Genomic DNA, 11,741 nt, shown 5'->3' with positions numbered 1-11,741 from the left:
GGTTACGGCTCAGGGTTGGGCGGATATCACCATCTGCGATGGGCTGCCGACCGGCGTGTAGTCTGAGACAAAGGTCAATTTGCCATCCTTCGGCGCCACGCTGAAGCGGGTAATATTATCGCTACGCTGGTTCATGACGTACAGCCACTGCCCCTGAGTATCCAGGGTCAGCGTGCGGGGGTAATCTCCGCGCGTCCAGATATCCTCCTGGTGGCTCAGGCGGCCATCGGCCTGCACCGTAAAGTGGGCGATGCTGTTATGCAGACGGTTGGCGACGTACAGCTGTTTGCCGTCGTTGCTCAGCGCCAGACCGGCGGCAAAGCTGGTGCCCTTATACTCTTTCGGCAGCGCGGAGACGGTTTTGCCTTCGCGCAGCAGACCGCTTTGCTGCTCCAGATGATAGAAGGTCAGCGTCGACGCTTCTTCGTTAATCAGCCACAGGCCGTCGCCCTTTGGCGTAAAGACGAAGTGGCGCGGGCCGGCGCCCGGCGACGAAGCGGCGATAAATGGCGGATCGTTCGGCGTCAGCTTGCCGCTGGCGCTATCCAGCCGGTACTGATAGATCCGATCCAGCCCCAGATCGGTAGAGTAAACGTATTTTCCGCTGGGATCGGCGGCGATCATATGGGCGTGCGGGCCATTGTGATCGCTGATGGCGAAGCTGCCCTCGACGGCCGCCGCCGGGCGTTCGGCCCCTGCCGGGCCTTCATCCTGATGCCTGTCCACCGCCTCACCCAGGCTACCATCTTCTTTGACCGGTAGCACGGCGATGCTGCCGCTGACGTAGTTGGCCACCAGCAGCTGTTTACCGTTTGGCGTCAGGGAGAGATAAACCGGCCCGGCGCCGCCGGAGGCGACCTGATTGAGTGCGGTCAGCTCACCGTTCCTCTCAATGCGCCACGCCTGCACCACGCCTTTCTCCACCTCGCTGGCGGCATACAGCGTTTTGCCATCGCGCGAGACGGTCAGCTGCGCGACATTCGCCAGCGAGCTCACCAGCGCCTTGTCCCGCAGCGCGCCGGTTTGGCCATCAACGGTAAAGCGGTACAGACCTTCGCCATTGGGATTATAGGTGCCAATCCAGGCGTAGTGGGTTTGCGCGGCGGCGCCGGCGGCAAGCAAAGACAGTGAAGCAACAAGCAGGTGACGAGCGGTTGGCATGGTAACTCCTTGATGGTTCGGTGGGATCAGTTGCCCCTCACCCTTTGAGGGAGAGGGGCAAGGGCACTACTTCACTAACTGTTTGGTCATCTCCAGCAACTGGCGCACATCGGCCGGGCGGGTGTTGCCGCTGGCCTTATCGATAATCGAGCTGTAGATATGCGGGATGATTTTGCTCACCCCGGCATCAAGGGCGATTTTCAGGATCTCGCTGTAGTTTTCCAGATCGATACCGCCGGTCGGCTCCAGCCAGAAATCGTGCGCGGCGCAGGCTTTGGCCACCGCCTCGAACTCGTCGCGGTGCTTCAGGCCGCCCATCGGGAAGTATTTGATGGAGCTGCCGCCCATATCTTTTAACAGCGCGATGGCGGTTTCCAGCGGCACAATCCCATCCGCCGCTCCGCTGCTCAGCGGGCCGGTGGAGATCTTCACCATACCCGGGGTGCCGGTGGGCGAGACCAGGCCGTTGACCACCGTTTCGTTCTGCCCGAGCAGCGCGCGGCTGGTGGCCACGCCGGTGAAGACCTGGTTGACGTGCTGCGGCTGCACCTGGCGAGAAATCTCGCTCACCATCGCCGACTGATTCGGATCCCCCGCGCCCAGCCCGACGGAGAGGGCGTTATCAATCAGCTTCGCGTAGTCGCGCATATCGGCCACCGCGCTGGCGACGTCCGGGTAATTTTTGGAGAGCACGCCGACCAGGACATGACCTTCCGCCGCGTCGTAGATTTCGCGAGCGTTGTCTTTGCTGCCCGCCAGGACGTTCAGGCACACGCGGTCACGGTAAAAGTTTGGGGTCAGTTTCATGCTTGTTTCTCCTTGTGCAGAACTTCCGCGATGCGACGGGCGACCACCGCCAGCTGCTGTGCGTTAACGCTGCGGACATCGGCTTCGATAATGCCTTCATTCGCTTTATAGCCGCGGAAGTAGATGGCGTATTCGCCTTGCTTCAGCGCGTTAACCAGATCGCCGGTCTTCACGCCGGTCACCGCTTCGTCGAATTTGATTTCGGCGCGGGCGATATCGCGGCCGGCGCTGTCCCATACCACACGGGCAGTAACGCCGTCGAGGGTGTTGAGCTGTTCGATAAACGGCGTCATCTTCGTCACCATCTCCTCACCGCTCTCTTTGCTCGCCGTCAGGTAGTGTTCAATGGCGCAGGTCAGGCCGAGGATCCCCTCTTTACCCACTTTCATCGCCCGGCCAATGCCCATCGACTGGCGTTTAACCCACTCAACGTACTGCGTTTTGCCGATCACCAGCCCGCTGGTCGGCCCTTCAATCGCTTTCGCGCCGCTGTAGATAACCAGGTCGGCGCCCATGCGGTAGTAGCACTGCAGATCTTCCTCCGCCGCCGCGTCGACGATCAGCGGTAAATGATGCTGACGCGCTACTTCCGCGGCCTGCGCGACGTTGAGCATGCTTTTCTGCACGCAGTGGTGGGATTTGATGTAGAGGATCGCCGCGGTGCGCGGGGTGATCGCCGCCGCCAGCTGTTCGGCAGAGCATTCGTTGGCGTAGCCCGCTTCCACCAGCTTACCGCCGCCCAGCGCCACCATGGTGCCGACCGGCGCGCCGAAGTTGACGTTGTGGCCCTTCGGCAGGACGATTTCGTTATGCTCTATCGGCGTAACGTGCAGGTTCTCCAGCAGCCAGTCGCTGTCTTTCACCAGCACCGCCGCCACCGACTGGGCAATCCCTGCCGACGCGCAGGAGACCACGGTCGCCCCTTCCACGTCCAGCAGCCTGGCGATGTACTCGCCGGTCTTATTCACCAGGTCTTTCATTTCAAAGTACTGGTTCATACCGGCCATCGCGGCTTCCACCACTTCCGGGCGCGGCGTGGAGACGCCCAGCGCCGTCATCCGGCCGGAAGTGTTAATAACTTGTTTTAAATGGTATTTTTCAAAAATCGAAGGCATGTTCCGCGCTCCCTTGTTCGGTCAGATAGCCTTTGCCCGCGCGGATCGCGGCCAGCGGCACCAGAATGTTGTCTGCCTGGAGGCTCTCTTTTTCGGCATCCACCAGCAGCGTAGGCTGGCGCTCCAGGCGAAATAGCGTTAGATCGGCGTCGAAACCCGCTTCCAGCCGCCCTTTACGCGACAGGCGCAGCCCCTCGGCGGCGCTGACGGTCACACAGTCAATCACCTGGGGCAGGGTCATGCCGATAGCGAGGAATTTCGACATCACCAGCGCCAGCGAACGTACCGGGCCGTCGATGCGGTTGCGGCAGTAAATATCCGAGCTGATGGTGTGCGGCAGAATGCCCAGCGCAATCGCCCGGCGCGCCACTTCAAAGCTGAAGCTGGCGGTACCGTGGCCGACGTCAAGGCGTACGCCGCGGTGCAGGGCGCGGGTAATCGAACTGCGCAGTTCGCCGGCAGGATTCAGAATGCGGTTCGGCTTGCCGTTATAGCAGTGGGTAATGATGTCGCCGCGACTCAACAGCTCGGCAATTTCATCGAGGTTCGGCGGATTATTGCCGATGTGTACCATCAGCGGCAGATCGCCGTTTTCCTGCTGCATAGTCTTGGCGCGCGCCAGCGGCGTAATGCCGTTTTCCCCCACCACGCTGCTGCTCATCCGCGCCTTCAGGCCGACGATAAAGTCGGGATGGCGCTGCACCGCCTGCTTCACCGCCTCGGCGTCGATATTGGCCAAATTGGCCAGTTCGTTCTGGGCAATCAGCCCGACGCGGGAGATATTGAGCAGGGCATAGACTTCCGTCACCGCTTTGCGGGTTAACTGATAGAAGTCGTCCACATCGTCGGCGCCGGTGCTGCCAGCATCAATCACGGTGGTGACGCCGGTGGCGATGCCAACGCTGTCCGGCTCATCGTGATATATCGGCGAATTTGGGTAGCAGTGAACGTGGGAGTCAATCCAGCCGGCGCTGACGTAGCTGTTGCCCTGCAGATCGATGGTTTTACGGGAGGGCGCGCTAATCTCGCCCAGCGCCGCGATTTTCCCGTCCTGAATGGCGATATCAGTCAGGGTATCGTCGACGAGGCGCGCGCGGCGCAGGAGTAAATCAAACATAGCTATCTCCTGATGAAAGAGTGAATCTGTTGCCGGATGGCGGCGTACCGCCTTATCCGGCCTACACATCGCGCTGACCTGTAGGCCCGATAAGCGCAGCGCCATCGGGCGATTAGCTAATCGCCACCGGGAAGATCGAGCCAAGGATCATCGCGCCGAGGATGGCGCCGCCGGTGATCGGTTTCTGCCAGATATAGAACAGCAGTGCGCCAACCAGCGAGCCGATCCCGATAGGAATCGAGGCGGTCATTGCGCTGAGGATAATCAACGGCCCCAGGAAGCGGCCGGAGGCGTTACCTGCGCCCATCATCACGTCGGCGCCGTAGGTGGAGTCGCTTTGGTTGATGGTGAACTTACGCGCCAGAATAATGATGTAGCCCACCGCCAGGCCGAGGATCAGGCCGGTTGCCAGCGAGGCGGCGAAGTTCGCCACCGGGAAGACAAAGCCCGCGCCGAGCAGCAGCGCCGGGACGCCAAGACCGATCCCGGTCTGAATAGCGCCGCCGATATCGAGGATCCCCACCAGCGACCCTTCGATGATGCGGGCGAACAGGAAGCTGGCGCCAAACGCCGCCACCGCGCCGTAAACGCCGGTATCAATCCCCGACTTCAGCATCGCCACGAAGGCGACTTCGTTAAAGGCGCCGATGCCGTACAGGTAGTACATGTGGGTCCCGGCGAAGACGCCGGAGGAGAGCAGGCCAACGAAGATCGGGAACGACCAGTCGGCATACCAAAAACCTTTATTCTGTTCCATTATCAGGCTCCCGTTATTTGCCGCTGAGTGAGTTGTGGATCATGTCCAGCCAGTTCGGCACGGTCAGATGGAAGGATTCGATCATCTTCATGTCGAAGCCGCGGAAGAAACCGCTGAGGACGAACAGGGCGACAATGGCCACCATCATCACTTTGGTGACCCGGTTCCAGCCGCTCTCTTCAACGCCTTTGCCGATCAGAATACCCAGCACCAGCCCCGGTACGGCGTTGCCCATAATCAGCTGCGCTGCGCCGCCGAAGATGGTCGCCCAGAAGCCTGATTTTTTACCGGCGTCGATCGCCGCCAGCCAGAAGATCACCGGCATCACGGTGTTCACCAGCAGGTTTGCCGCCGGTACCAGTACCTTAACCGCGGTCACCTGCAGCGCTTCCGGTACGGACGAGGCGGTAAGGTTGAGGAAGGCGACGACAATCATGCCGATGATGCCGCAGGAGATGGCCATTTTTTTCGGATCGTGCAGCGTTTCGCCGACGTTACGATTTTTCAGCATCAGCGCCGCCGCGCCCCAGTTGGGGATAATGCGGTGGTCAACATCCTGGGTGAAGGAGCCTGCTGCAACGGAAGAGGCCCAGGCGTTAAAGAAGAAACCGAGGCCAAAGGAGAAGTGGGAAGCCGGATCGCCCTCACAGGAGTTCAGCTCGCCCAGGGTTCGAAACGCCCCCATCCCCTGGGTGGTAGGGGCATGAAACATGCGTGCCGCTCCGGCGCCCACACCGACGCCGACCAAGCCGCCGATGATAAGCGATTTTATTAAAATTATCAGGAACATAGTCAGACCCTTTGCTAACAATCAGGTTTGCGTGACGAAATCCACTTTATCGAGATCGATGGCGGTCACGTTGACGGTGACGTCCAGCTCCACGCTGTAGGTCCGTCGTTCACGGCGCAAAAAGAAAAACAGGAAGGCCTCTTTTCGTACCGCTTCGCGCGCATGAACAACCGTCACGTCCTGTGGCTCAATACGCAGCAGAATGTGCGATGAGGTTTTCATCACCGCAGCCTGCACATGGTTCAGGGCATCGGCGAAGGCCCGTGATTTGCTTTCGCCTTTGCCGGCAACCCTCACCGTGGTGGTGAATTGCTCTTTCATACTTATGCGCCGTATTTCTTTTTCCAGGCTTCTACCAGGCGCTCACCCAGCTCTTCTTTATCCATAAAGCCGAAGCCCAGCACGTTGCAGCCTTCGTTTATGGCGGTGACGCCCTCTTCAACAGAACGCATGCCGTATTTCGCTTTGTAGCCGTATTTGGTCTGGGCGGTGATAGCGCCGGCGCCGCCGCTGCCGCAGAAGGAGATGCCGAAGGTGGCGTTTTCCGCTTTCATCATGTCGCCAAGCTTCATGTCGGCAGCAACGCCAGGGACGACCACTGCGCGTGCGCCGGCTTTCTCTGCGCCTGCGGCGACCTTTTGGCCTTTACCCAGACGGTCGCCAATAACTACGGTGATTTGTTCCATGTTTTGCTCCTTACAAGTTTTCTTTTGCGACTTCGAAGTGGACGGAGAGCAGCCAGGCCTCTTCATCAGGCAGGTTGCCGAACTGCGCGACCACTTCGCGGGCCAACGTCATTGAATCTGGTGAAATCTCTTCGAACAGGCTGGCATCCACTTCCGGCAGCGGTTCGCCGCTGATTGACCGGTGGGCCATCGCCCGCACGTGGGAAGTCAGCATTTGCTCCTGAACGTCGTTAGGGACGATGCCGTGACGGCTTAACAGGGCAAAAACCTGCTGCAGCATCTTGTCAGCCAGGCGTTCGGTCTGCGCTGCCTGCTCCCCTACGTCGTGTATTACCGCTCCGTTATTCACTTCTGATACCCCGCTGATGTCTCTGGGAATCAAAGTAGCGCCGGGGGGTGGGAGTTTGTAGCGAGTTGTTTTCCACTTCGAAGTGGAAAGGGAGACGGCAGGCGTGATCGACACCACATATTCACTGGAAAAATGAAAAAACAGCAATTATGGCGTGAGACGTATCACAACAATGCGCGCGAATGAGCCGCCCGCGGCTGCGGAAAGGCCGGAAAAAGAAAAGGGAAAAATGTGATACAGGTAGGTTTTCAGGCGGGAGACATCGGCTGATGCCTCCCGAAAAGAACAGTTAGCGGTACTTCTTATGGTAGGTGTTGCGGGTGGTTTTAAACTCCTCCGCGGCGGCCTGCGCCTCTTTCACCTTGCCTTCATTCGCCAGCTTCAGCGCGCCGTCGATCTGGCCGATCAGAATATCCAGACCGTGACGGTAATCTTTCATCTCAGCGCTGTCGGCCGCTTTGCCTTCCAGCTTCGGCGGGGTCTCTTTCTGGGCATCAACCGCGGCGGTACGCATCTTATTCAGCGCCGCTTTCAGCTCGCCGGCGTCAGAGGTTTTCTGTACCACTTGCAGGTTTTCTGCCAGAGTGTCCATGTCTTCGCCCAGGTCGGCGAAGGCCGACGCTGAACCGAGCGCAAAAGCAGAGACAGCCAGCATCGCTAACAGTTTTTTACGCATTGCTCACTTCCTTTTTATTATTTAAGCAAACAGGTGTTATTGTCCGGCGATTTTCATCTCCGGCAGCAGCACTGAACCACACTGAATGTTGCTGCGCGTTTCAATATCATCGCCAATGGTCACGATATTACGCCACATTTCTTTCAGATTTCCTGCAATGGTGATCTCACTGACAGGATATTGAATTTCGCCATTTTCTACCCAGAAGCCGGATGCGCCGCGTGAGTAGTCTCCGGTGACGCCACTGACACCCTGCCCCATCAGTTCGGTAACCACAAGACCGGTGCCCATCTCTTTAAGCATCTTTGCAAAACTCAGGCCGCGGCCGTTAATGCGCCAGTTATGGATGCCCCCGGCGTGGCCGGTGCTTTTCATCCCCAGCTTGCGGGCGGAGTAGTTGGTCAGCAGCCACTGGGTCAGTACGCCATCTTTGACGATATCGCGACGCTCGGTGCGCACGCCTTCGCTGTCGAAAGGCGTGGAGGCCAGCCCTTTCAGCAGGTGCGGATGCTCTTCAATGGTCAGCCACTCCGGCAAAATTTGTTTGCCCAGCGAATCGAGCAGGAAGGTGGATTTGCGGTATACCGAACCACCGGCAATCGCTCCGACCAGGTGGCCAAACAGCCCGGTCGCCACTTCGTTGGCGAAAATCACCGGCGCCTTCATGGTCGACAGCTTACGCGGCGCCAGGCGCGACAGGGTGCGGCGGGCGCACTCTTCCCCGACCCATTCCGGGGATTGCAGATCCTCGATTGCCCGGCCAATGGTGTAGGCGTAGTCGCGTTCCATATCGCCGTCATCTTCCGCAATGACGCAGCTGGAGAGCGAATGGCGAGTCGAGCAGTAGCTTTGCAGCATGCCATGGCTGTTGCCGAACACTTTGATGCCATAGTGGCTGTTAAAGCTGCCGCCTTCGGTGTTGGTGATGCGTTTATCGGCCTTCAGCGCCGCTTGCTCCGCGCGGGCGGCCAGTTCAATGGCGTCGTCCGGGGAGACCTCCGCCGGGTGGAACAGGTCCAGATCCGGGGCGTCAAAGGCCAGCAGCTCTTTATCGGCCACGCCGGCAAACGGGTCCGGGGAGGTATAGCGCGCGATATCCAGCGCCGCCTGCACGGTACGGGCGATGGCGTCCGGGCTGAGATCGGTGGAAGAGGCGCTGCCCTTGCGGTTCTGGTGGTAAACCGTGATGCCTAACGCCCCATCGCTATTGAATTCTACATTCTCCACTTCGCCATAGCGGGTGCTGACGCCGATGCCTGTCGTTTTGCTGACGGAGACTTCTGCGCCATCGGATTTACCTGCCGCCAGTTCCAGCGCCGTGGTCACGGCCTCTTCCAGCGTCTTACGTTGCTGGGCAACTTGAGAGATCACTTTCATTGCTAATGCCATAATGTAAGAAGGAGTTAACTGAAGTCTAACAGAGAACCGTTTTTCAGTGCGCGCCTTAACTGGTAACATTAGCCTCTTTTTTTAAGGAGCCTGAGATGACAAAGCAGCCCGAAGACTGGCTCGACGACGTTCCCGGTGATGATATCGAGGATGAAGACGATGAAATTATCTGGGTCAGTAAGAGTGAAATTAAGCGCGACGCGGAAGAACTGAAGCGTCTTGGCGCTGAACTCGTTGACCTGGGGAAAAACGCGCTGGATAAAATTCCGCTGGATACTGACCTGCGCGACGCCATCGAACTCGCCCAGCGAATCAAAAAAGAGGGTCGCCGCCGCCAGCTGCAGCTTATCGGTAAGATGCTGCGCAATCGCGATGTCGATCCGATTCGTCAGGCGCTGGATAAGCTAAAAAACCGCCACAACCAGCAGGTTGCGCTGTTCCACAAGCTGGAGCAGATTCGTGACCGACTGATTGACGACGGGGATGACGCCGTAGCTGAAGTGCTGAACCTGTGGCCAGATGCTGACCGTCAGCAGCTGCGTTCCCTGATCCGCAATGCGAAGAAAGAGAAAGAAGGCAACAAACCGCCGAAATCCGCGCGCCTGATCTTCCAGTATCTGCGCGAACTGGCGGAAAACGAAGGCTAATCCCCGCCGCTTTTGCCGCACAAGTCACCCGGATGGCGGCGCGCTGCGCCTTATCCGGGCTACTCCGCTGTTTCCGGCGTTGTGCCGGATGGCGGCTACGCCTTATCCGGCCTACCTTCCCCAGCTACAACGCCAACATCGCGGCAGCAGGGGGTTCCCGCTGCATCTCCTGAGTCCCCCTAATCCGCACAACGATACTTTTGTTTATTGCCTCACCTTGGCTGAATCGTTAAAGCTAAAAGCAATGCAGATCACATATTGTGGTGATAATTAATCAAGTCTTAGCACAATAATACGACACTTATCGCATTTAACATCTTCAAAACGGCCATTTTCTCACCAGGTGAGGCGCTTCACATTTTAATCACCCCCATGCCGGTAGATTTCACACGTCAATGACACAATCGATTCAGCAAAAGGGAATAAAAATGAAAAAGACACTGGTTCTGACGGCTATCGCTCTGCTGGTTTCTGGCTCCGCCGCGGCAAAAACATGGGTGCTGACGAGTGCTGAAGAGGGCATGGATAAAGGAAACTGGCAGATCAGCAGCGATCAGCTGAAGGTGAAAGACCATACGTTCAGCATTGAGCAGAAAGTCCTGCACGGCGGCAAGCAGGAAGGCAGCAAAATCCTCACCATTCGCAGTAAAGACGGCCTGACTATCACCCTCAGCCCGACGCGGGGCATGAACTTGCTGCGAGTGGAAGGCTTCGGCAGCCGGATGGGCTGGGATTCGCCGGTCAAAGAGGTTGTTAACCCGGCGTTTATCAACCTGGAGAGCCGCAACGGACTCGGCTGGCTGGAAGGGTTCAACGAGATGATGGTCCGCTGCGGCTATGAGTGGACCGGCCATCCAGTCACCGCGGACGGGCAAATTTATACCCTGCACGGCAAGGCCGGCAACACGCCGGCCTCCCTGGTGGAGGTTGAGGTGGCCGACAGCGCGCCGTATGAAATTCGCGTCCGCGGGCTGGTGAAAGAGAGCACCTTCAAAAAAGCCGATCTGCAGACCATGACCGAGCTGCGCTATATCCCGGGCAGCAACAGCTTCAGCCTGCACGATGTCTTAACCAATCACGCCGACTATCCGCATGATTATCAGATCATCTACCACAGCAACTTCGGTACCCCGATCCTCGAAGAAGGCGCACGTTTCCTCGCCCCGATGTCCAGCATCAGCCCGTTCAATGATTACGCCAAGAGCGGGTTAAAAACCTGGCAAACCTATCAGGGACCGACCAAAGACTTTGACGAGATGGTATTTAATATTCAGCCGCTGGCCGATGAAAATCACCAGACGCTGGCCGCCGTGGTCAACAAGGCTGGCGATAAAGGCGCCTCTATTCAGTTCGACACCCGCCAGCTGCCGGTCCTGACGCTGTGGAAAAACACCGACACCGTCAAACAGGGTTACGTCACCGGTATCGAGCCGGGGACCAGCTACGCCTATCCGGTGACCATTGAACGCGAGCAAAAACGCGTGAAGCAGCTGCAGCCGGGCGCCAGCGCGCAGTTTGATCTGACCTACACCTTGCTGCACGACAGCGCCCAGGTGGCCGCCGTCGAGCAGAAGATCGCGCAGATTCAGGGCGACAATAAAGTGGTGGAGAACGACACGCCGATCGCCAAAGAGTAAAAATACCCCCAGCCGAACGCCCGGAGCGGTACGCCGCGCCGGGCTACTCCCGCCCCATCACCTCGTGCCCGAGATCCCGGGCAAACTGCTGGTACTGTCGCTCATCGATCGGCTGCGGATAGCTCAGCACCAGCAGCTCATGATCCGCGATGCCCTGATGATAGGTGGGATGACGATGCGCCCAGGGGTTAGCGTGAAATCCCATCGACTGATAAAAGCGCAGTCGTTTATGGGCGATCTCGCTGGTGAGCGGATCGATTTCCAGAATAGTCAGCGGGGCGCGCGTCAGGATCTGCGCCAGCAGCTGTTTACCATAGCCACGGGAGCGCAGCGTATCGTCGATCGCCAGATGTTCGACATAGCCGTAGCCGGCAAACTGCCAGCAGCCGCTGAGGCCGATAAATACGTCCTCATCGAACCACGCCTCCAGCGCGTAGTGCGGGTGGCTCAGCGCCTGAAGTTTGGCCTCGCTTTCGCGCTGCTCGTGCCACGGAAAGGCGCGTGCGTAGAGCGCGTCCAGCATGGCGAAATGGGGCGAGTCGGTAGTTAGTACGCTTTCGCAGGTCAGCATCACACCCTCCCTGTTGGTAAAAACAAAACTGCCCTCACG

General features: G+C 58.6%; 14 protein-coding genes. 2 read left to right on the top strand and 12 right to left on the bottom strand.

The genetic code is table 11. From position 1 onward, the window contains the following. Positions 1–9 precede the first annotated feature (9 nt). The 11 genes from GQR96_RS02390 to pmbA all read right to left on the bottom strand — a co-directional run bounded on the left by GQR96_RS02390 (position 10) and on the right by pmbA (position 8,847). On the bottom strand, positions 10–1,161 hold the full coding sequence (locus GQR96_RS02390; protein ID WP_065878155.1) for a lactonase family protein: 1,152 nt from the start codon (positions 1,159–1,161) through the stop codon (positions 10–12). 66 nt (positions 1,162–1,227) lie between these two features. After that, positions 1,228–1,968: a 2-dehydro-3-deoxy-phosphogluconate aldolase gene (locus GQR96_RS02385; RefSeq protein WP_004206507.1), complete on the bottom strand. Its 741-nt coding sequence runs from the start codon at positions 1,966–1,968 to the stop codon at positions 1,228–1,230. Then, positions 1,965–3,083: a DgaE family pyridoxal phosphate-dependent ammonia lyase gene (locus GQR96_RS02380; protein ID WP_065878157.1), complete on the bottom strand. Its 1,119-nt coding sequence runs from the start codon at positions 3,081–3,083 to the stop codon at positions 1,965–1,967. The genes GQR96_RS02385 and GQR96_RS02380 overlap by 4 nt, the downstream gene beginning before the upstream one ends. Continuing rightward, positions 3,067–4,200, bottom strand: a complete 1,134-nt coding sequence (locus GQR96_RS02375) for an amidohydrolase/deacetylase family metallohydrolase (RefSeq protein ID WP_065878168.1) — start codon at positions 4,198–4,200, stop codon at positions 3,067–3,069. Before GQR96_RS02375 ends, GQR96_RS02380 begins: the two co-directional genes overlap by 17 nt. A 112-nt stretch (positions 4,201–4,312) precedes the next feature. Beyond that, positions 4,313–4,957: a DUF4310 family protein gene (locus GQR96_RS02370; RefSeq protein WP_004206504.1), complete on the bottom strand. Its 645-nt coding sequence runs from the start codon at positions 4,955–4,957 to the stop codon at positions 4,313–4,315. A gap of 13 nt (positions 4,958–4,970) precedes the next feature. Next, entirely contained in the window at positions 4,971–5,747 is a 777-nt protein-coding gene (locus GQR96_RS02365) for a DUF4311 domain-containing protein (protein WP_002886897.1), read from the bottom strand. A gap of 21 nt (positions 5,748–5,768) precedes the next feature. Further along, on the bottom strand, positions 5,769–6,068 hold the full coding sequence (locus GQR96_RS02360) for a DUF4312 family protein (RefSeq protein ID WP_004206503.1): 300 nt from the start codon (positions 6,066–6,068) through the stop codon (positions 5,769–5,771). 2 nt (positions 6,069–6,070) lie between these two features. Continuing rightward, positions 6,071–6,433, bottom strand: coding sequence for an SFCGS family glycine-rich protein (locus tag GQR96_RS02355; protein WP_004206501.1), 363 nt, complete (start codon positions 6,431–6,433; stop codon positions 6,071–6,073). A gap of 10 nt (positions 6,434–6,443) precedes the next feature. Next, entirely contained in the window at positions 6,444–6,782 is a 339-nt protein-coding gene (locus GQR96_RS02350) for a PRD domain-containing protein (protein ID WP_004206500.1), read from the bottom strand. 289 nt (positions 6,783–7,071) lie between these two features. Beyond that, positions 7,072–7,458: a cytochrome b562 gene (gene cybC / locus GQR96_RS02345; RefSeq protein WP_002886893.1), complete on the bottom strand. Its 387-nt coding sequence runs from the start codon at positions 7,456–7,458 to the stop codon at positions 7,072–7,074. 36 nt (positions 7,459–7,494) lie between these two features. After that, positions 7,495–8,847 carry a metalloprotease PmbA gene (pmbA, locus tag GQR96_RS02340; RefSeq protein ID WP_017900576.1) on the bottom strand — a complete coding sequence of 451 codons (1,353 nt, stop codon included), beginning with the start codon at positions 8,845–8,847 and terminating at the stop codon, positions 7,495–7,497. A 95-nt stretch (positions 8,848–8,942) separates the two neighbouring features. Between pmbA and yjgA the strand changes: the two genes are divergently transcribed. Both yjgA and GQR96_RS02330 read left to right on the top strand, forming a co-directional pair. Then, complete coding sequence (yjgA, locus tag GQR96_RS02335) at positions 8,943–9,494, top strand: ribosome biogenesis factor YjgA (protein ID WP_004206498.1); 552 nt, start codon at positions 8,943–8,945, stop codon at positions 9,492–9,494. 428 nt (positions 9,495–9,922) lie between these two features. After that, positions 9,923–11,131: an aldose 1-epimerase family protein gene (locus GQR96_RS02330; protein WP_065878171.1), complete on the top strand. Its 1,209-nt coding sequence runs from the start codon at positions 9,923–9,925 to the stop codon at positions 11,129–11,131. Between the two features lie 43 nt (positions 11,132–11,174). Here GQR96_RS02330 and GQR96_RS02325 read toward each other — a convergent pair whose 3' ends face one another. After that, positions 11,175–11,702 carry a GNAT family N-acetyltransferase gene (locus tag GQR96_RS02325; protein ID WP_065878172.1) on the bottom strand — a complete coding sequence of 176 codons (528 nt, stop codon included), beginning with the start codon at positions 11,700–11,702 and terminating at the stop codon, positions 11,175–11,177. Between the last annotated feature and the right edge of the window lie 39 nt (positions 11,703–11,741).

Source organism: Klebsiella sp. PCX (assembly GCF_021869705.1).
In the GTDB taxonomy this organism is placed as follows: Bacteria; Pseudomonadota; Gammaproteobacteria; order Enterobacterales; family Enterobacteriaceae; genus Klebsiella; species Klebsiella quasipneumoniae.
Note: the sequence above shows the minus strand (reverse complement) of the source record. Positions and strands in the feature narration are given on the sequence as shown.

Coding starts and splice junctions, on each gene's coding strand:
- GQR96_RS02375 (WP_065878168.1), bottom strand. CDS start 4,200: ATGTTTGATTTACTCCTGCGCCGCGCGCGCCTCGTCGACGATACCCTG.
- GQR96_RS02370 (WP_004206504.1), bottom strand. CDS start 4,957: ATGGAACAGAATAAAGGTTTTTGGTATGCCGACTGGTCGTTCCCGATC.
- GQR96_RS02325 (WP_065878172.1), bottom strand. CDS start 11,702: ATGCTGACCTGCGAAAGCGTACTAACTACCGACTCGCCCCATTTCGCC.
- GQR96_RS02385 (WP_004206507.1), bottom strand. CDS start 1,968: ATGAAACTGACCCCAAACTTTTACCGTGACCGCGTGTGCCTGAACGTC.
- yjgA (WP_004206498.1), top strand. CDS start 8,943: ATGACAAAGCAGCCCGAAGACTGGCTCGACGACGTTCCCGGTGATGAT.
- GQR96_RS02365 (WP_002886897.1), bottom strand. CDS start 5,747: ATGTTCCTGATAATTTTAATAAAATCGCTTATCATCGGCGGCTTGGTC.
- pmbA (WP_017900576.1), bottom strand. CDS start 8,847: ATGGCATTAGCAATGAAAGTGATCTCTCAAGTTGCCCAGCAACGTAAG.
- GQR96_RS02380 (WP_065878157.1), bottom strand. CDS start 3,083: ATGCCTTCGATTTTTGAAAAATACCATTTAAAACAAGTTATTAACACT.
- cybC (WP_002886893.1), bottom strand. CDS start 7,458: ATGCGTAAAAAACTGTTAGCGATGCTGGCTGTCTCTGCTTTTGCGCTC.
- GQR96_RS02355 (WP_004206501.1), bottom strand. CDS start 6,433: ATGGAACAAATCACCGTAGTTATTGGCGACCGTCTGGGTAAAGGCCAA.
- GQR96_RS02330 (WP_065878171.1), top strand. CDS start 9,923: ATGAAAAAGACACTGGTTCTGACGGCTATCGCTCTGCTGGTTTCTGGC.
- GQR96_RS02360 (WP_004206503.1), bottom strand. CDS start 6,068: ATGAAAGAGCAATTCACCACCACGGTGAGGGTTGCCGGCAAAGGCGAA.
- GQR96_RS02390 (WP_065878155.1), bottom strand. CDS start 1,161: ATGCCAACCGCTCGTCACCTGCTTGTTGCTTCACTGTCTTTGCTTGCC.